Genomic DNA, 19448 nt, shown 5'->3' on the forward strand with positions numbered 1-19448 from the left:
GTTGTTGGGACATAGCGATGTTTCCACGACAATGATTTATACCCATGTATTGAATAAAGGCGGCCGGGGAGTGTTGAGTCCATTGGATCAACTCTGACACCCTCCCCTAATTTAGGATGCCAGCCACACTTTTTATTTCCTCGCAGAAGCACCCTACGTCCTTTGGGTAGCCACTCATTAATCAATCTCCCTAATCAACGCCATCATATCCTCAACCGACATTTTGCCGCTGACTTCGCCGCCTTCGAGCAGGCTACTGGCCAAGTCGGCTTGTATTTATGCAGCTCGAATCTTGTCTTCAATGGTGTCTTTGGCGACTAGGCGATAAATAGTCACCGGACGCTGCTGGCCTATGCGATGAGCGCACTCGGACGCCTGGTCTTCAACCGCCGTGTTCCACCACGGGTCCATGTGGATTACATAGTCGGCGGAGGTCAGGTTCAAGCCGGTACCGCCCGCTTTCAGGCTGATTAAAAACCAATCGCCCTCCCCGGCCTGGAATGCGTTCATGGCTTTTTTCCGTTGCGGCGCCGGGGTTGCGCCGTCCAGGTAATGATAGGCGATGCCTTTTTATCCAGCAGTTCGCGAATCAGCGCCAAATGCCCGACAAACTGGCTGAATACCAGCGCTTTATGGCGATTGTCCAGCAATTCATCGACCAATTCCTCAAAAGCTTACAGCTTGGAACTGGGAATGGCGCTGTCTTCAATCGCCAAGCGCAGATTGCAGCAGGCGCGGCGTAATTTCATGATTTCGGCCAATACTTTCAATGGAATACAGGTAAGTATGACGCTGTCAGCGAAAAACCTACAGACGATGCTTTTAGTGCCTTTCGTCGATAATGCGTAACATCGGTTAATCATGGGCAGTAAGGCCCAAGCAAGGAAATTTGGTTGTACCTTATCCGTTGCATATCTTACAATTCCGCTGGTGTACATTCAGGTTACCGGGCTATAGGTTTCCTTCCCACTAATAACATTAAATAATAATTTGGAGTGAGGTATGTTTAAAATTCGTTCGCTGGTTACCGCGTTAGCATTAACAAGTTCAATTTCGGTCGCTTCAGCTTGGGAAGCGTTGCCGACACACGCTGAGTCGCCTGCCGATAACCCAACTACGCCGGCAAAAGTCGAGTTAGGTCAAATGCTTTATCATGACCCGCGTTTATCTTCTACCGGAACGGTTTCTTGTTCTTCTTGCCACAACACGATGCTGGGCGGCGAAGACAATAGAGCGGTTGCCATGGGCGTTAACGGTCAAACCGGTGGACGCAGCGCACCGACAGTTTGGAATTCGGCGTTTAATAAAGTCCAATTTTGGGACGGCAGAGCGGCAAGCCTGGAAGATCAAGCAGCAGGCCCTGTAACCAACCCGATTGAAATGGGCATGAAAAATTGGGATGAAGTCGTCGCGCGTTTAAAATCGATTGAAGGTTATAAAGAACCATTTGAACAAGCCTTCGGTAAAGACTCAATCTCTAAAGAAACTGCGACTAAAGCAATCGCAGCTTACGAAAGAACTCTGATTACGCCTAACAGCCCTTATGACCGTTATGTTTCCGGCGAAAAATCGGCTTTATCGGCTCAACAAGTCCACGGCATGGAAAAGGTTGCGGAATTAGGTTGTACCAATTGCCATAGCGGCCCTGCATTTAACGGTCCCGGTATGTTCCAAAAATTCCCTGTCATTCCTAACGGCTACTGGGAAGCACAACATCATTTCAGCAAAGACAAGGGCTTGGCGGAAGTCAGCAAAAACCCGGCCGATGAGCATTTATTCAAAGTTCCTACTTTGCGGAATATCGCTTTGACCGCACCTTATTTCCACAACGGTTCGGTTAAAACGCTGGATCAAGCGGTTACGTTGATGGCCAAACTGCAATTAGGCAAAGATTTATCTAAACAAGAAGTTGCAGATATTGTCGCGTTCCTGAATGGTTTGACCGGCGAGTTTCCTAGACAGAAAATGCCGACTCTTCCAGGCACATCAGGTTCTACATTCAACAATTAAGCGGGTTAATTAAACGGCTTAGACAAAGGGAGCTTTTATAGCTCCCTTTTTTGTAACTATTCCGCGTATTCCCAATAGCACACGGATGGGACGGATTTACGCGGATTTCTAGCCCAAGCCAAGTCTAATTATGCTTTTAAAGATCAGTGATGATCCGTTTAATCCGCGCCATCCGTCGACTGCATGGACAAATATGCTCCTCGGCAACTGCTCCTGCGTTGCTCTACTACAGACTATCCATGGCCTTATGCAATATCTGCATGGCCGCCAAGGATGGTGGGAACGCCGCAAGATTACAGGGAGCAATCGCGACCGCTACATCCCGGTAGGTCATGCAGGAGGAACGACCCCATGGATGGGGGAGGCAGAGCAATTGCCGGGTTCCATTTCTTCATGTGCTGAATAGTTAGCCTTTTTATTCAGCGTTATAAATAGGCGTTGCTGAAATACGGGCATCGATCTGCTTTGAAATTTCCTGATAAACAGGGCTGTTTATTGATTCAAAGCGCTGTTTGAAATCGGCCTCGTTCATATGCTCGGGAAGATCCCTGGGATCCGGCATAAAGTCGCTGTAATCTTTTATCATTGACATCGCTTTTTGCATTTTTCGCGCATTTTCCGGCGACGATGTCGCCATTTCACCAAAGCGCGTACCGGCTTTGTCGGCCGCCAAATCAATAAAACTGAAGCCGCTACCGCCTTCTTGCGCATCGCTTAATTCTTTTTCTTCACCAGCAATCTGTGCCGCTTGTTTGTTCACCGATGCGGTCAATGCTGCTGAACCTATGAAGTGCTGGGCCAAATCAATGCGTTTATATAAAAAAGCGGAATATTGTTGTCCGGGCAACGGTACAGAGTCCGGCGCAGACAAAAGTTTTTTCGTCTCCTGCTTATTTACATAGTCGTTAATCGCGGAAATAACAATCCTGTTCTCATCTATCGCAGTTTCCAGTGTAGAACGCTGATAAGCCAATTCGAACAGCGGACGCAACAGCTCCGCCAGCGATAAACGCCATTCGGGGTCGTGTTTGGCGACGATGTCGGCGAGCTTTTGCTGGTAGATATTCAGCGTCGAATTGTCACCGGTATGGGTCAGGAAATTTCGTGCCTGAATTAATGTATCCTTGTTCGGATAATAGGTAATGGCGAGCTTTTCATCGTCAATTTTAATGGCTTTGATGGGGCGGGTTGCCAGAATGAAATATTCATTCAGCGATGAATGCTGGATAATCTTGTCGATGATAAAAGCCGCCAGTTTTGCCGGCAGCAATAATTTTCCGGCTTTAAATTTTGTGATGACGGGAAGATCATTGCCTTCGACGTTGCCTAACCGGAAGCTGATGTTTAAGTACTTGCCCAAAATATTCTTGGGCAAGGCCATGGTGACTTTGAATCTCAGCTCATTGTTTTTGAGGTCCAGATCGGCCGCGCTTTTGCTATAGCGGTTTAACAAATAATCGCCGGCAAGATTCAAGTCGGCTTCGCTTAATTCAACAATGCCAATCTCATCCGGCTTGGTTTTAGAACCCTCATGCAAAATCTTTTTTGCCCTGATCAGGTCCTCGCGGGTAGGCTCCCAACCTACTTCAAGCTCGGGCGTGTTGCCGACTCCGAAAAGAACCAGCATCACGCATAAAATGACCAATAAGCTGAAAAAATATAAAGGGAGGCGTATTAAAATTTTCATTAGCCGCCGCTTAGGCAAATTCCAGTTTGAATCCTGCCGACTTTAAATAATCGGCTTCCTGAATTAAATCGGCATGGGTCAACGGCGCCTGAGCTAGCCATTGGTCGGGAAACTGCAAACGAACTTTTGATTTTGCCAGCGATATTTTGAAATCGGGTTTGTCGTTTTCCTGGCGATTACGATGCAGCAATACCGACAAGCGCAAAATAACGGTCAACGTGATTGCGTCCACATTCCAAGGAGACGGCAACTCCTTGAACAGCGATCGGGAAAGCTTACGCCGATGCGACCTGACAATGGTTGACAACAAGATCTGGTCCTGTCTGGAAAAACCGGAAAAATCGCCATTCTCAACGATATACGCGCTGTGTTTATGGTAGTGGCTATGGGCAATATCCTGGCCTATCTCATGTAATTCCGCCGCCCAATTTAAAAACTGCACCATGTTCTCGTGGTTATCCCCTCCAAAATCCTCTCCTAATTGGTTCAGCACATAGCCGATCGTCCGCTTGACGCGAGCAGCATGGTCTTTATCGACGTGATAGCGTTCCGCTATGGCCTGCACGGTTGCGGAGCGAATATCGTGATCATAAAGCCGGCCCAATAGATCTTGAATCACGCCTTCCCTAAGCGCGCCGTCGGAGACGGTCATTTGCTCAATACCCAAGCTTTTGAACGTGGCGTAGATGATTGCCACGCCACCTGGAAACACCGGCAAACGTTCAGGATCGAGATCGGGCAAATTCAACTCGTTAACATGGCCGCACTGATTCAGGTGCGCGACCAGATGTTCGAGACCTTCCAGCGTTATTCCGTTGTTGCTCCAGCCCTTAGCTTTAAGGACTTTATCGATAGCCTTTAAACTACCCGATGCGCCGATAGCCTCATCCCAGTTCTTGCGTTGAAATTGTTTTTGAATCGGCTCAAGCTGTTGTTCGGCAAACAAGGTTGCGCGGGTAAACGCACTCCTGGACAACTTGCCTTCGCTAAAAAAAGCATTGCTAACTACCACGCAGCCCATCGGCGTACTTTCTTTAACTCTGGGCGTATCGCCGGAACCTATGATGTATTCCGTACTGCCGCCGCCGATATCCATAACCAGGCGCAAGTTGGCGTTGCTGCCCAAACTATGGGCGACACCCTGATAAATCAAACGGGCTTCTTCTATGCCTGAAATAATGTGGATAGGATGGTTCAGCGCTTTCTCGGCTTTTTCCAGGAACTGTTGGGAGTTTTTAGCCTGACGCAAGGTACTGGTACCGACAATGCGAACGCTTTCCGGCGAAAAGTTACGGATTCTTTGCCCGAATCGCTCCAAACATCCCAAAGCTCTTTCCTGGGTTTCAATATCAAGATAATTCCTTTTGTCCAAGCCGGATGCAAGCCTTACCATTTCTTTAAGGCGATCCAACGTTTGCAAATTACCATTGGTTAAGCTGCAAACGATCATATGAAAGCTGTTAGAACCCAAGTCTACAGCGGCAACGGTTTCGGGAGGTTTCTTCGGCACAAGTTATCCAGTTTTGTTTATGAAGCGTGTTAATATCTGATAAAATCGCATGGTTTTGACCATCCAAAGCTATGGATGAAACGCGTAATTTAACTTATTTGAAGGTTTCCGTTAAGTGTTAGTTTCAGCATGAATGCATTGTCCCTGCGTAATCTCAGAAAAACCTACAATAACGGCTTTGAAGCCTTAAAAGGCATTGACCTTGATGTCGAAGCCGGCGATTTTTTTGCATTGCTCGGCCCCAACGGCGCAGGCAAGTCAACGGCTATCGGTATTATCAGCTCGTTGATCAACGAATCCGGCGGCTCGGTCAGTATCTTCGGACACGATCTACAACGTGAGCGGGCCTTAGCCAAAAGCTGCATCGGCCTTGTTCCCCAAGAAGTCAATTTCAATCAGTTCGATACCGTCAAAAGTATTTTGCTCAATTCGGCCGGTTATTACGGCACGCCGCGTAAACTCGCATTGCAGCGCGCCGAGTACTGCCTTAAACAAATGGATTTATGGGACAAGCGCGACACGGTTTCCAGACGCTTGTCCGGCGGCATGAAACGCCGGGTCATGATAGCTCGCGCCCTGGTACATGCACCCAAGCTGTTAATTCTCGACGAACCGACCGCGGGCGTCGACATAGAAATACGCCGTTCAATGTGGCAAATGATGCAGGAAGTGAACCAGCAAGGCACGACTATCATTTTAACGACGCACTATCTTGAAGAAGCGGAAAGCCTGTGCCGCAATATTGCGATCATCAATCACGGCAAAATCATCGAACACTCCGATATGGCGAGCTTGCTGGCACGACTGCATATTGAACATTTCGTGCTGGATCTGGCTCACCCGGTTACCGTAGCGCCAGTCATTGAAGGCTGCCAGATTGAACTGCTGACCGACAGGTCGCTTAATGTCGCGGTAGCTAAAGAGCACGGGCTTAACAAACTATTCAGCCAGTTAAGCGCGCAAAATATCGAAGTCACCAGCTTAAAAAACAAAAGTAACCGGCTGGAGCAGCTATTTATGGATTTAATCGATTCAAATCCGAAAGATTCAAAAGCGGCAGGTGATAAATAATGAATGTCTCGATTGCTTTCAGAACCATTGTTGTCAAGGAAATATTCCGCTTTATCCGTATCTGGCCGCAAACCCTGCTGCCGCCTGCCATCACCACCGCCCTGTATTTCCTGATTTTCGGCAAGTTGATCGGCGACCGCATAGGCACGATCAACGGCGCCAGCTATATGGACTATATCGTTCCCGGCATCATTTTAATGTCGGTTATCAGCCATTCCTACGCTAATGTAGTGTCTTCATTTTATTCAACCAAGTTCCAACGCAATATTGAAGAACTGCTGGTTGCACCGATACCAAACTGGGTAATTCTTGGCGGATACGTGAGTGGAGGCATTACCCGCGGCTTACTGGTCGGCGTTGTCGTGGCTTTGATTTCTTTATTGTTTACCGACATTAGAGTGAGCAATGCGGCCATTAGTTTATCAATTGCAGTGCTGACGGCCACGGTGTTTTCGCTGGCAGGCTTTATCAATGCGATACTTGCGGAAAGCTTCGACGATATTTCGATTATTCCGAACTTCGTCCTGACACCGTTAAGTTACCTTGGCGGCGTATTTTATTCAGTGGACATGCTGCCCGGTATTTGGCAGTCGATCTCGATGGGCAACCCGATTTTGTACATGGTCAACGCCTTCCGCTACGGCCTGATAGGCGTGACCGACATCGATGTGCCGATAACGTTTGCGATCACCTGCGGTTTTATCGCCACGTTGACTTTGTTCAGCCTATACCTGCTGCACAAAGGCATCGGCATCAAAAACTAGCCAACCGCTCAAACTAATGCCGGACATTAACTTAAGCAAAATCTCGTTAATTACTTATTATGTACCTACCACAAAGACCGGAAGCTAAACGGCATTATCTCTTACAGGGCAATGCCGGATGAAACACAGCTTTGCGCAGGCAAAAATTTCCTAACAATACACAATTAAAAAACAATCAATGGGAGTGCGATGCTATTAAAAAAAGGCTCTACAGGCGACGACGTTAAAACGCTTCAAGCCCGGCTGGGTTTAACTGCCGACGGCATTTTTGGTCCAGGCACAGAAACAGCGGTAAAAGCATGGCAAACGCAAAACGGCCTCATCGCGGACGGCATTGTCGGCAACTCAACTTGGGCGGCGCTGTTTCCCGACTCGTCTACAGCCGCAAGCATAGCAACAACCGAGACCGGTTCTAACGTCGACAGCAACTTATCCAGCTCGCTAAATGCGCTCAAAGGCCATATTCCCGATGCCGTCATTGCCCAAATACCGGCAATAACCGAGCTCAGCAACGCATTGCGACTGGCCCATTTCTTGGCGCAGTGCGCACACGAAAGCGCGGAATTCAAGGTAGTTCAGGAAAACTTGAATTATTCCGCCGACAGTTTGAAAAATGTTTTTCCAAAATATTTTCCCGAACCGTTAAACGAGACTTACGCGAGCCAACCGGAAAAAATAGCTTCGCGGGTTTACGCCAACAGAATGGGCAACGGCGACGAGGCCAGCGGCGACGGTTACACGTTCAGGGGCCGCGGCTATATTCAATTGACCGGCAGATCGAATTACACCGCTTTCGGCCAGAGCGTCGGCGCGGACACAGTCGCCGATCCCGATTTAGTCGCCACCGAGTATCCGCTGGCATCGGCCGCGTTTTTCTTTGACGCCAATAAAATATGGACTATCTGTGACGGCGGCGCAACGGATGCCGTTATCACAGCGGTAACTCAAAAAGTCAACGGAGGAACTAATGGTTTGGCTGACCGCACGCAATATTTTAAGCAATACTACGCCTTGCTAAGTTAGCACATTGCAGGTTAGATATTTACAATGCAAGACTATGTAAATATCTAACCTGCCCTTTATCCAGGAGAAAAAATGATTAAATATATGTTGTCGGCTTTACTTTTTATTACATCGACGTTTGCATCCGCCGAGCCGGTGCATCACTGCTCGGAAGATGCCGTTATTCAAGCCAAAAAGCTATTGGATTTTCATTTCGGCCCGGATGACAGAAGCGAAATCGACAAACATGTCACCGTGCTTAAACCGATAAAAAATCCCGCCGGAAACAACAAATTTGACGTTCTGGAAGTATATGGACATATCTATAAAGGAACCTACCGGATGCATTTTATTTACGCTCAAATGGAGGGACAATGTTTACTTATCGGACAGGAAATCCTGGAGATGACAAATCTGTAAAACGGTATATTCGTCGCTAACAATCTGTAAGGCGCCTATGGACCCCATACCCGCTTAATATCCATGGGTAATCGATCGTAATTCGGGCAACGACCCCGGCAAACGCACAACCTCGGATTCAACCTGTCCATCCGCATACAGCTCTATTAACCGATAACCCGGAGCCGTTTCGCTGACGCTGAAATCGGGGGCTTCGGGCGTAAATTGAAAGCATGTAGAAGGCGCTCCCAATATCCGAAGAGTTGATGTTCTCACATCCATAACCTGATGAATATGTCCGGTAGTTATAACTTTTACTTGCGGATATTTAGCCGTTATCGCCAATAACTCTTGGCTGTTTTCTATGATCATCGCGTCCATCCAGGGACTTTTAGTTTCCAGAAGATGATGATGGACAGCGATAAGTGCATGACGATCCGGGATTTTAATCAAACACTCTTCGAGAAACGCCAATTCTTCTTCCGCTAAACGACCACCCGCTTCCCCAGGTATTTGACTATTCAGGCTAATGAGTTGCCAGTTATCCAGAATAACCTGTTTGCGGCAGTTTACCTTGTCGGTGTTTAAGACCCGCTGCATCAGCTCATAGTCATCATGGTTGCCGGGCAGGCAAATGCATGGCGTCCGGTAAGGCTCAAGGCTGCTCAAAATGCGCCGGTAACTTTCCGGACAAGGCTCCTGTGCCAAATCGCCGGTAAACAAAATCAAATCGAAATACGGCTTTTCAGCAAGAGCCTGTCGTGAGCTCAGCCGAAAAGCCTGCTCAAGACAGGCATGAAAATAATGCTCGGTATTAATGCCCAACAATTTGCCATCCGGCTCTTTCATGATATGCGAATCGGATAATTGCAGGATTGATATACTGGCGGGATTATTCATCATGGCAAGCCTTTACGTCATGTCTTTACAGAGAATTTTGGAATTTCTTTGTGGATTATATAAAGTCTTAAGTTGATCGGGGAGATCGCTAATGCTTGACGATAAAAAACCCCGTTCAATAAACCAGTGCATCGTTTGCGTAGACAGCACGAATAACCTTTTAAGCCGCAGCTCTGCCGCCCTGCGATACACATATTCCAGCATCCGGTTACCCCGATGCGAACCGCGGTAATCGGCATGCACGGCAAGACAGGCAATCGCACCGAAACGGCCTTGCAGATCCGGGTGCAAAGCCATGCAACCGATAATCAGACCGTCGCGCTCTATGACGATATAGTCGGCAATTTCCATTTCAATTTTTTCCCGCGAGCGTTTGGCTAATTTGCCTTGCTGTTCCAGCGGCTTGATCAATTCCAGTATGCCGCCGATGTCGTTCAACGTTGCCGGACGCAATTCTTCAAAAGCCGTTGAGCTGATCAGCGTACCTATGCCGTCGCGGCTGAATAACTCAAGCAACAACGCGCCGTCTATGGCCCGGTTAATTAAATGTACGCGATCAATACCGGACTGGCAGCTTTGCATCGCGGCTTTCAGCGGCAAGCTGATACTGGTGGATATGTCCGAATGTTGCTGTAAGAAAGTGCCGGCTTCGGCGGTGGTCATTTGCTGGATTTGTTCGCCGTTATCGGGATTACAGCAGCTTTGTTCAGTCAATAAAACCAGTTTTTCGGCTTTTAACGCAATTGAAACCGCCGTCGCAACTTGTTCGGCCGACAGATTAAAGACTTCGCCGCTTGGCGAATAACCGACCGGCGAGATCAACACCACATTGTCCTGGTCGAGTTGCTGGTGAATGGCGGCGCTGTCGATGCGGCGAACCTCGCCGGTATGACAATAGTCGATGCCGTCAATCACGCCTATCGGTTTGGCGACGACAAAATTGCCTGAGGCCACCTTGATTTTTGCGCCAGCCATCGGCGAATTAGCCAGCCCCATCGATAACAGCGCCTCAATTTCGACGCGGACCAAGCCGGCGGCTTCTTTCACGCATTGCAACGCGATGTCGTCGGTAATGCGCAAATTATTATGGAAACGAGCCGGAACGTCGAGCTTCGCAAGACGCTGGTCGATCTGCGGGCGTATGCCGTGAACCAAAACGAGACGAATGCCGAGGCTGTTAAGCAGCGCGAAGTCGTGGACATGATGATCGAAATCGTCAGCCAACACGGCTTCGCCGCCGAACGAGATGACGAAAGTTTTGTTGCGGTGGGCGTGGATGTATGGGGATGAGTCCCTGAACCAGCTGACGAAAGATTTTTGTGAGTCCATGACTATTTGATTGATGAGTGATTGATTTCCTTTCATCAGTCCACCCAGAATTACTCGTTATTTTCGAGATTGCCAATAATTGGGCTGTTTTCTTAAATGCATGATCGCAATTATTTCTAACAGATCCGGCTTTATTCTAAAAATGACTGCATAAGGAAAATGTAACAAACGACATTTTCTAATATCGTCATCTATCTTTCGGTACAGTAGCGGGTTTCGGCATGCTCTGTTAATCGCGTCTTGCACTGCCTCAATAAAGCGCTTTTCTAAACCCACTTGTTGTTGCTTGTAAAACAGAATCGTTTGTTCCAACTCCTCTTGTGCTTGAGGGTGCAGAAAAAACTTCATAAATAGCGTCGTTTCAGCTCGGCCATGACTTGCTCACCATCAACCAATACCGAAGGATCTGCATCTATTTCTTTACAACGCTTTTGTATTTCCTGCTGCCATTCTTCTGAAACGATGAAGTCTTCTTCGTAATCCAAGCTTTCAAGCAATATTTCCGCGATATAGGCCCTTGAGGCAGGGGCGAGTTTTAATGCTTGTTCGGTAATTGTTTCTATATTCATAAATCACCTCTAATTTTGCAAGCTCACCAACCCTGAGCCCGCATAAAAAGTACGACAGCATACCCTACTTGATTGAATTGCCGTAAGCACCGTTGCCATACAAGTTTGGATGCGTTTCAGATTGAAATAATTCCTTTTTAGGAAGAGTTTTGAGTAATGCAAACTCTTCAATCAAAGATTTGAAATTTTCATTACTCAAATGACTTAGCGCATTGTAGAACAAAAGAAGAAACTCCTGACTGGATAGTTGCTCCCTGACAATGTTTGTATAGAAATGTTTATCGGAGACATTACTATTTTTTACAAGATTTTATGATGTTGTACAGCATCCTAAAATAGTGTCCAAGCTCGTATTGATGTTCTAAGTAAAACCAATCATAGAGTTCATTAAAACATTTACGCCCCTTGATTACTTCTGTATCCGCATCATATTCATCTGGTAATCGAATAGGTGATCCTTTTCCATCGTGTACATATGAGGAATAAGTGCCATAGTTTCGATTGAATTGATAATCTCATTAAACAACGTCAGCATTTGAAAAAATGGAGTCTCAAATTGTTGTTTCTCTAATACCGTATTTTGTTTTTGAAATGACTCTGCTGATAATCTTAGTGTTGTAGACCGGTTCGAGCAGTAGCGAGAACCGGCGTTTCCAGCAAAACGATACTCGTTTCGCCGAAAAATTTTGCCTTGATCAGTACGAATCCCAACTGCTCCTACTACGCCGCCAGCTGAGCTTAGGTAAGATAAATCCCAGGATAACACCGATAAGGGATAAGATACCGCCGTATAAAAACCAGTCTTGGTTAGCCGTGTCTTGCAAGGCCTGATTCTCAAGCTTGAATTGTTGCAATTCACGTTCAACATTAACGACGCGCTCTTGAAGCTCATCGCGTTGGTTTTTTAACTCTATCGTGCTGGCTGCGGTTTTTTTCAGCTCACTAAGTTCCCGGCTCAATTGGTCGCGTTCCGACGCCAACGACTGCTCAAGCGTTGTGCCCGGCGTAATGGAATCTTTGACTGTCGCCAATTCAGACTTGAGCGTGGCATTTTCAGCCTGTAACGCCGCTAGATTTTTATTAGCCGTATCCAGTTGAGTCCGGCTGGGCAGTTCCTTCATGGTGTTACGGATCGGCATGTAACCTTCGGTGCCGTCATGCAGGCGAACATGAGAAAAACCGGTGATTTTATTTTCTTCAATGACCGTAAGCGGGGTGCCGGTCGGGAGTAGTTTTACAACTTTACTGCTGTTATTTTCTTCGCTCCTGAGCGATAAATTCAAATTGTCAGTAACATAGACGGTTTCGGCTTGGGCTGAACCAGCGGTTACCAGTAAGATAAAAAACGAGCTGAGTATTTTTTTCACTTGAATCTCTATTATTGGTCGTATCACGACTGTCAGGAATGGCTGAAGTGCCGCAACCGGCGAAAAACCGGTGCAGCTAAACTTAATTCTAACGTGATTTCTTGCACAGCAGAAATTCCAGCAATGCCTTTTGTGCATGCAGGCGATTTTCAGCTTCATCAAAGATAACGCTTTGATTACCGTCAATCACATCGCCACTGACCTCTTCGCCGCGATGAGCCGGCAAACAATGCATAAACAACGCATCGTGATTTGCAGCTTTCATGACTTCAGCATTGACCTGATAGTCTTTAAACGCTATTTCGCGTTGTTTTTGTTCTTCTTCCTGCCCCATGCTGGCCCATACGTCGGTGACGATCAGGTCCGAGTCTTGGGCTGCAGCCAACGGTGTATCGAAGAATCTGACACGATCCCCGGCGGCCTCGACGATCGAAGCTAACGGCCGGTAATCATCCGGACAGGCAATATGCAACGTAAAATCCAACACCATGGCCGCATGAATATAAGAGTGGCACATATTATTGCCGTCGCCGATCCAGGTAACTGTTTTGCCTTTAATATCGCCGCGATGTTCAAAATAAGTCTGCATGTCCGCCAGCAATTGGCAAGGATGCTGAAGGTCGGTCAAGCCGTTGATTACCGGAACACTCGAATACTCGGCGAACGTAGTTACCGTTTCGTGTTTATCGGTTCGAAGCATGATGCAATCGACCATGCTGGAGATGACTTTGGCGCTGTCTTTTAACGGCTCTCCGCGCCCCAATTGGGTATCCCTGGGCGATAAAAACAGTGCGCTACCGCCGAAGTGGCTCATTCCCGATTCAAATGAAATGCGGGTGCGCGTCGACGATTTTTCAAAAATCATCGCCAGGACTTGTCCTTTTAACGGTTGATAATTGGGATCGCGGTTGTGTTTTAAAACGATGCCTCTGTCGATCAAGCTGCGAAATTCGTCGCCGGATAAGTCAAGCAGGCTGATGAAATGTCTAGGATTCATAGGGTATGTCTATATGCTTAACAATAAGCGCCGATAAAGTTTCTACAAGTTGAGTGATTTGTTGGTCATCAATAATTAACGGCGGCAGCAAGCGAATGGTTTTCTCGCTGGTGACGTTAATCAATAAATTATTTTGTAAGGCTGCCTGCACAAGCTCCGCGCATGGACGGTCGAGTTCGATACCGATCATCATGCCTTTATGACGAATATCGACAATATGCGTATTGCCTTGTAAACGTTTCTTAAATGCCGAGCAGATCGCATCGCCTTTTTGCGTAGCTTGCTCGATCAGGTTTTCAGCATCTAAAGTTGCCAATACCGCTAAAGCAGCACTACACGCTAACGGATTGCCGCCAAAAGTAGAACCGTGGTTACCGGCAGTGAACAGCTTGGCTGCTTTGCCTCGTGCAAGACAGGCGCCGATCGGTACGCCGTTACCCAATGCTTTAGCCAACGTACAGACATCGGGAAGTATGCCGTTATGCTGAAAAGCAAGGAACTTACCGGTGCGCCCCACGCCGGTCTGGATTTCATCAAGCATCATCAACAAGTCATGCCGGTCGCATAGACTACGTATTTGGTTAAGGTAATCGGCAGCCGGAATATTAACGCCGCCCTCCCCTTGAACCGGTTCAAGCAAAATAGCGGCGACATTCTTATGCTGTTCAAGCGCTTGCTCGATCGCGTTGACGTCGTTGTACGGCACGCGAATAAAGCCTTCAACCAAAGGCTCAAAACCTTGCTGGATTTTAGCGTTACCGGTGGCACTTAATGTAGCCAGCGTGCGGCCATGGAAGCTTTTTTCCATAACAATAATCGCAGGCTTTTCTATGCCTTGCTCGTGGCCGTATTTACGCGCCAGTTTGATTGCCGCTTCATTAGCCTCGGCACCGGAATTACAAAAAAACACGTTGTCCATGCCGCTTTTTTCGGTCAGCCGGTCGGCTAACTGTTCCTGTACGGCAATACCGTACAGGTTAGAGGTATGCACCAATTTTTCGCTTTGTTTACAAATGGCTTGATGCACGGCAGGGTGAGCATGGCCCAAGCTGCATACCGCTATACCGGATACCGCATCCAGATAGCGATTATTGTTTTGATCAAACAACCATGCGCCTTCTCCCCGTTCAAAGGAAATGGGTAAACGTCCATAAGTTGGCATAATGTGGCTAGTCATTGATTCCGTCTATCACGAATAAATAGGCGACAAACTACCGCCCATTAAAAAAACGCTCGATTATAGGTTTCAATGAGTTATCAGGCAAGTTCTAATGAAGAGGCAGAGAGTCTGTTCAAACACCCAACCAATTCCGCGGCTTTAAATAGTCTTCGTAGAGCCTAGCTTCGGCACTTCCCGGCTCGGGCTGCCAGTTATATTTCCAGTGCGCGACCGGCGGCATGGACATCAAAATCGATTCGGTTCGCCCTCCGGATTGCAGGCCGAACAAAGTGCCGCGATCGTAAACCAAGTTAAACTCAACGTAGCGTCCGCGGCGGTATAGCTGAAAACCGCGCTCCCGGTCGCCGTAAGGCGTATCCTTGCGTTTTTGCACGATAGGCAGATAAGCATCGATATAATGATTGCCGACGCTTTGCATGAAAGCAAAAGACCGCTCGAAACCCCACTCGTTCAAATCGTCGAAAAATAGTCCGCCTACGCCGCGCGTCTCGTTTCTGTGTTTAAGGAAAAAATACTCGTCGCACCATTTTTTGTAAGCCGGGTAGACATCGTCGCCGAAAGCCCGGCAGACGTCGCGAGCGGTTTGATGCCAATGCAATACATCTTCGTCGAATGGGTAAAACGGTGTTAAATCAAAGCCGCCGCCAAACCACCAGATCGTCGGCTCACCCGGTTTTTCAGCGATTAAAAACCGTACGTTAGCGTGCGATGTCGGCACGTAAGGATTTTTGGGATGAATGACCAGCGACACGCCCATCGCCTGAAATTGCCTGTCCGCAAGCTGGGGACGTTTAGCCGTTGCGGAAGGAGGAAGCTTAAAGCCGGATACATGCGAAAAATTCACGCCGCCCTGCTCGAAAACCTGGCCGTCCGCTATGACGCGCGTCCTGCCGCCACCACCTTCTTCCCTGTCCCAAAGGTCTTCAGCAAACCGGGCTTCAGGCTCCACGCTTTCCAGCGCCATGCCGATCCGGTCTTGTAAATTTAGCAGATAGTTTTTTACTTCGGTGATGTTGTCAGTATTCATGCGCAGGCCAGTGTTGTGTTTTTAAATGCCGGCCATTAGCAAATTCAGGACCGCAAACTATCGCTGCCCAACGTGCCAAACCGGCCAAAGCATTATCATGATCGCTATATTCTCTGTGCATTTGAAGAATTTAACAATTAGAAAAACAGACCGTAGCGTATACTTTCTATCGAAAATATCCTGAAAAGCAATTTAACAACCATAAAATCGAGAGGACAAAGATGATAAAAGCACAAGCTATCAAATCGATGGGATTTATTCTGACAGCACTTACAACGCTATTCTTCTGCACCACACAAGGCGTTTCAGCCCAAGAAAAAACCAGCCTGAATAGAACCGCATTATTAGAAAAAAAACTGGAACTCCCCACCCCAAACATCACTACCAAAGTAATACGTATTGCTTTCCCGCCGGCATTTAAATCGCATTGGCATACTCATGAAGGACAAGGACCTCGTTATGTGATTAAAGGTACGCTAAAAGTTATTGAAGGCGGCAAGACCAACACTTATTCCGCCGGTGAAGTTTTTTGGGAAACGGGCGAATTGATGTCGATAGAAAACGTTACTGACGACGCCGCTGAACTTATTATTTTTGAACTGGCGCCGGCTAAATAACCTATGATGAATGAGACTATCGAAAATCCAATGCCATCATCTTTCTTTGCCCCATCCGGTTCGGATTGATGCGTATACTTTTCGCTTATGTCACTATTATTTTGCTTTGGTCGACGACGCCGCTGGCAATTAAATGGAGTGTTGAAGGACCGGGGTTTCTATTCGGAGTAACTAGCCGAATGGCAATCGGTACGGCCTGCGTCGTGTTATTGCTGATCGTGTCCGGACAACGCCTGGCTTGGCATCGAAAAGCAATCATGACCTATCTTGCCGTTGCAGTGCAGATTTACGGATCGATGCTGGTCGTGTATTGGGCGGCGCCCTATATTCCTTCCGGCTGGATTTCAGTGATATTCGGTCTTTTACCGTTGATGACGGCTATATTGGCGGCAATCTGGTTAAAGGAGCGGAGCCTGACGCCGGGAAACCTGCTGGCCTATATCCTCGCCATTAGCGGTTTGTGGATTATGTTCGGCTCGGCCTTGCAATTGGGATATGACGCAGTGCTGGGCATTATCGGCATACTGATCGCTACATTTTTGCAGGCTGTCAGTTCGGTCTGGGTCAAGCGCGTCGACGGCGAAGTTCCCGCTCTATGCCAGGTAGCGGGCGGCCTATTATTATCCCTGGTTGCTTACCTGACGACTTGGACAATATTCGATGGCCGTTGGCCGGTTGAAATTTCAACGATCAATCTGCTATCCATCTTTTATCTAGGCGTGATAGCGACGCCGGTTGGCTTTATTTTTTATTACTATTTGCTGATCCACCAGAGCGCAACCAAAGTTGCATTGATTACGTTAATTTCGCCGGTCATGGCTTTACTGTTAGGTCATGCCGTTAATCACGAACCGCTGACACTAAAAATAGTAACAGGCATTTCGCTAATACTCGGCGCATTACTGATACACGGCCTACTGGATGGGTTAGCAAGCTCAAAACAAACCAAGCTTTCCGATAATACGCCCGATTAGGCATCTATTTTTCAGCTTGGTTTAGCTGCTCTGGCGTTGCAATGAGAAACGGCTTTTATTCCTTGAAGGTGCTCATTCATAGCTATATTGCGCCCATCAAGACCAGTATCAGTAAGATAATCAGCACCACTCCAAGTCCGCCACTGGGCCCATAACCCCATGCTCGGCTATAAGGCCATGTTGGGATAACTCCGACCAGCATAAGAATTACAATTATCAGTAAGATTGTGCCTGTTGTCATGGTAGTTCTCCTGCCAGATAAAAACGTGAAATTGCAACCCGCTATAAAGCGGCATACTTCATGTAGCCCCCTAAATGAAATGATATGCTTTTAGCGCCTGATATTTTTCGATTACTCAACACGCGCCCTAACGATTTCGATAGAGACTTGCTCCGACGAGAGCCGATAAGGACGTTTTTCCTTAAAAGCAAAAACACTCTATCGGCAAGATCGCACCCAGTCTGTTCGGCGCGGAACATAAATCCATTTACCGCGGACGCTTCTATTGAGTTTATCGAGTTTGCGCCGAATTTGAAAACACAGCGTTCCGCGTTATTCGGAAGCCACATCTCCAGCATTTCCGGCCGTTCCCATCACCAATTCCCGCCACGCGGCTTTTTGCGGCATTAGCGGCGGCATTGCCGCAAATTCAGGCTCAGGCGTTATTTTTGCGATCAACTGCTCGGGATCGCGAGTCACAACGCCGCCCTTGCGGAAAAATGCGTTGTAGATAGTCCAATTCGCGGGATTGCGGGAACCGTCCCACGGAAAACGTTGCAACATCGAGGGCAAGGTGTAAAAACTGTCGTAAGTGTCCAGGTAACCGCGATAAAGTTGGTCGGCAGACAGGCCGGCCGGTTTAAAAACGATGTGGGACTGGTCGTATTTATCCCAATCGAAAGAGACGATCTGTTTGCGGCGCATCATCTCAAACCAATTGATAGTACCCGGATACGGCGTCAATAACGAATAACCGCACATATCGAACTTGGCCTCAATATTAAACTTCAAGGTTTCTTCGAACACTGACGGCTCGTCGCCTTCAAAGCCGAACATGAACAGGCCCAGCACCATGATGCCGTACCGGTGCAGTTTTTCGACCAGTTCGCGATAGGATTCGGGATTGTTCTGGCACTTATGCACGTTACGCAAGGTTTGCTTCGAGATCGACTCAAAGCCGATCGACAGCATGAAACAGCCGCTTTCAGCCGCCAATTCCAACAGCCGCTCATCGTTCGCATCGCGGCTGTTCACAGCAGCCTGCCATTTCAGCCCCCGCCCTTTAAACGCCTTCATAACTTCCATGGCCCGGCTCGGCGTGCCGAAAAAATCGGAATCGTTCAGCAAGATCACGCGTTCTTCAATATGTTCTATCTCGGCAATAATGTCTTCAATCGGCCGGTAGCGAAAACGCAGGCCGTACATCGTCGGCTCGGCGCAAAAAGTACAGCCGTGATGACAGCCGCGGGAGGTTTGCACGAAGCCCTTGTTGATATAGCGATTGCTCTTTAATAACTTTTGCCGCGGTTTCGGCATATTGATCATCGAATGCAGGTTTTCGGCCTTGTAAACGCCGTTCAGTTGACCGTGCTTCAAATCGTCGAGCACTTTGTCCATGATCAGCTCGGCCTCGCCGACCAGCACTGCATCGGCATGTTTGAGCGCTTCTTGCGGCAGATAGCTGACATGTACGCCACCCATAATGACAGGAATGCCGCGAACCCGGAACGCGTCGGCAATCTCGTACCCCCGGTTCACATAAGAAGTCATTGCCGAGATGCCGACCATATCGACGCTCAGGTCGAAATCGATAGGCTCGATGTTCTCGTCGGTCAGTATGATTTCGTACTCGTCTTCCGGGATCAGCGCCGCGACGGCTAACAGCCCGGCAACCGGGGAATAAAGCGCCTTGCCGAAGAATAACGGGCGCGTCGCGAAGGTATCGGCTTTAGGATTAATTAGATGGATGCGGCGGGTTCTAGCCATGTGAATATCTCGCAGTTATAAGGAGAGCAACATTCCGACTTGTCTATCATCACATTCT

22 protein-coding genes and 1 pseudogene are annotated in these 19448 nt (G+C 47.9%); 7 read left to right on the forward strand and 16 right to left on the reverse strand.

All coding sequences use genetic code 11. The annotated features are described in order from the left end of the window. Positions 1-276 precede the first annotated feature (276 nt). Genes EKO24_RS23000 through EKO24_RS23010 form a run of 3 tightly spaced genes read right to left on the reverse strand, consistent with a single transcriptional unit; the run spans position 277 to position 863 of the window. Positions 277-510 carry a helicase-related protein gene (locus tag EKO24_RS23000; protein ID WP_241674364.1) on the reverse strand — a complete coding sequence of 78 codons (234 nt, stop codon included), beginning with the start codon at positions 508-510 and terminating at the stop codon, positions 277-279. Further along, positions 507-662 (reverse strand): hypothetical protein, encoded by a 156-nt coding sequence (locus EKO24_RS23005; protein ID WP_241674365.1) that lies wholly within the window; start codon positions 660-662, stop codon positions 507-509. The genes EKO24_RS23000 and EKO24_RS23005 overlap by 4 nt, the downstream gene beginning before the upstream one ends. A gap of 12 nt (positions 663-674) precedes the next feature. Next, positions 675-863 carry a hypothetical protein gene (locus EKO24_RS23010; protein WP_241674366.1) on the reverse strand — a complete coding sequence of 63 codons (189 nt, stop codon included), beginning with the start codon at positions 861-863 and terminating at the stop codon, positions 675-677. Between the two features lie 139 nt (positions 864-1002). Here EKO24_RS23010 and EKO24_RS01910 point away from each other — a divergent pair, with 139 nt between their 5' ends. Next, positions 1003-2010 (forward strand): cytochrome-c peroxidase, encoded by a 1008-nt coding sequence (locus EKO24_RS01910; RefSeq protein WP_127027019.1) that lies wholly within the window; start codon positions 1003-1005, stop codon positions 2008-2010. A gap of 415 nt (positions 2011-2425) precedes the next feature. On the opposite strand, the gene EKO24_RS01915 is transcribed toward EKO24_RS01910, so the two are convergent. Further along, the gene (locus EKO24_RS01915) at positions 2426-3697 is read right to left on the reverse strand and encodes a YfiM family lipoprotein (RefSeq protein WP_127027021.1); all 1272 of its coding nucleotides are present in this window, start codon (positions 3695-3697) and stop codon (positions 2426-2428) included. 10 nt (positions 3698-3707) lie between these two features. Next, positions 3708-5207: an exopolyphosphatase gene (gene ppx / locus EKO24_RS01920; RefSeq protein ID WP_127027022.1), complete on the reverse strand. Its 1500-nt coding sequence runs from the start codon at positions 5205-5207 to the stop codon at positions 3708-3710. A gap of 129 nt (positions 5208-5336) precedes the next feature. On the opposite strand from ppx, the gene EKO24_RS01925 reads away from it, so the two are divergent. From EKO24_RS01925 to EKO24_RS01940, 4 genes are all read left to right on the forward strand, one after another. After that, a complete protein-coding gene (locus EKO24_RS01925) occupies positions 5337-6278 on the forward strand; it encodes an ABC transporter ATP-binding protein (protein WP_127027023.1) in 942 nt (313 codons plus the stop codon). Continuing rightward, entirely contained in the window at positions 6278-7042 is a 765-nt protein-coding gene (locus EKO24_RS01930) for an ABC transporter permease (RefSeq protein ID WP_127027024.1), read from the forward strand. The genes EKO24_RS01925 and EKO24_RS01930 overlap by 1 nt, the downstream gene beginning before the upstream one ends. A gap of 189 nt (positions 7043-7231) precedes the next feature. After that, a complete protein-coding gene (locus EKO24_RS01935) occupies positions 7232-8065 on the forward strand; it encodes a peptidoglycan-binding protein (RefSeq protein WP_127027025.1) in 834 nt (277 codons plus the stop codon). A 72-nt stretch (positions 8066-8137) separates the two neighbouring features. Then, positions 8138-8464 carry a hypothetical protein gene (locus EKO24_RS01940; RefSeq protein ID WP_127027026.1) on the forward strand — a complete coding sequence of 109 codons (327 nt, stop codon included), beginning with the start codon at positions 8138-8140 and terminating at the stop codon, positions 8462-8464. 54 nt (positions 8465-8518) lie between these two features. Here the strand turns inward: EKO24_RS01940 and cpdA are convergent, their stop codons facing one another. The 9 genes and pseudogenes from cpdA to hemF all read right to left on the reverse strand — a co-directional run bounded on the left by cpdA (position 8519) and on the right by hemF (position 15812). Continuing rightward, entirely contained in the window at positions 8519-9343 is an 825-nt protein-coding gene (gene cpdA, locus EKO24_RS01945; RefSeq protein ID WP_338323991.1) for a 3',5'-cyclic-AMP phosphodiesterase, read from the reverse strand. 12 nt (positions 9344-9355) lie between these two features. Beyond that, entirely contained in the window at positions 9356-10672 is a 1317-nt protein-coding gene (gene argA, locus EKO24_RS01950; protein ID WP_127027028.1) for an amino-acid N-acetyltransferase, read from the reverse strand. A gap of 57 nt (positions 10673-10729) precedes the next feature. After that, on the reverse strand, positions 10730-11020 hold the full coding sequence (locus EKO24_RS01955) for a type II toxin-antitoxin system RelE/ParE family toxin (RefSeq protein WP_127027029.1): 291 nt from the start codon (positions 11018-11020) through the stop codon (positions 10730-10732). Continuing rightward, complete coding sequence (locus EKO24_RS01960; protein WP_127027030.1) at positions 11017-11241, reverse strand: addiction module protein; 225 nt, start codon at positions 11239-11241, stop codon at positions 11017-11019. Before EKO24_RS01960 ends, EKO24_RS01955 begins: the two co-directional genes overlap by 4 nt. Positions 11242-11305: 64 nt before the next feature. Continuing rightward, a pseudogene (locus EKO24_RS23530) lies at positions 11306-11518 on the reverse strand (putative phage abortive infection protein); the annotation flags it as partial. Between the two features lie 418 nt (positions 11519-11936). Continuing rightward, on the reverse strand, positions 11937-12608 hold the full coding sequence (locus EKO24_RS01970) for a TIGR04211 family SH3 domain-containing protein (RefSeq protein WP_127027031.1): 672 nt from the start codon (positions 12606-12608) through the stop codon (positions 11937-11939). Between the two features lie 88 nt (positions 12609-12696). Then, positions 12697-13605, reverse strand: coding sequence for an ornithine carbamoyltransferase (gene argF, locus EKO24_RS01975; RefSeq protein ID WP_127027032.1), 909 nt, complete (start codon positions 13603-13605; stop codon positions 12697-12699). After that, entirely contained in the window at positions 13595-14782 is a 1188-nt protein-coding gene (locus EKO24_RS01980; protein ID WP_127027033.1) for an acetylornithine transaminase, read from the reverse strand. The genes argF and EKO24_RS01980 overlap by 11 nt, the downstream gene beginning before the upstream one ends. Before the next feature lie 115 nt (positions 14783-14897). Next, on the reverse strand, positions 14898-15812 hold the full coding sequence (gene hemF / locus EKO24_RS01985; protein ID WP_127027034.1) for an oxygen-dependent coproporphyrinogen oxidase: 915 nt from the start codon (positions 15810-15812) through the stop codon (positions 14898-14900). A 221-nt stretch (positions 15813-16033) separates the two neighbouring features. Here hemF and EKO24_RS01990 point away from each other — a divergent pair, with 221 nt between their 5' ends. Further along, complete coding sequence (locus EKO24_RS01990; protein WP_127027035.1) at positions 16034-16429, forward strand: cupin domain-containing protein; 396 nt, start codon at positions 16034-16036, stop codon at positions 16427-16429. A gap of 68 nt (positions 16430-16497) precedes the next feature. After that, positions 16498-17403 carry a DMT family transporter gene (locus EKO24_RS01995; protein WP_127027036.1) on the forward strand — a complete coding sequence of 302 codons (906 nt, stop codon included), beginning with the start codon at positions 16498-16500 and terminating at the stop codon, positions 17401-17403. A gap of 82 nt (positions 17404-17485) precedes the next feature. Here the strand turns inward: EKO24_RS01995 and EKO24_RS02000 are convergent, their stop codons facing one another. Then, positions 17486-17644 carry a DUF3309 family protein gene (locus tag EKO24_RS02000; protein WP_127027037.1) on the reverse strand — a complete coding sequence of 53 codons (159 nt, stop codon included), beginning with the start codon at positions 17642-17644 and terminating at the stop codon, positions 17486-17488. A 312-nt stretch (positions 17645-17956) separates the two neighbouring features. After that, positions 17957-19390: a B12-binding domain-containing radical SAM protein gene (locus EKO24_RS02005; RefSeq protein ID WP_127027038.1), complete on the reverse strand. Its 1434-nt coding sequence runs from the start codon at positions 19388-19390 to the stop codon at positions 17957-17959. Between the last annotated feature and the right edge of the window lie 58 nt (positions 19391-19448).

This window comes from Candidatus Methylobacter oryzae (assembly GCF_003994235.2).
Classification (GTDB): domain Bacteria; phylum Pseudomonadota; class Gammaproteobacteria; order Methylococcales; family Methylomonadaceae; genus Methylobacter_A; species Methylobacter_A oryzae.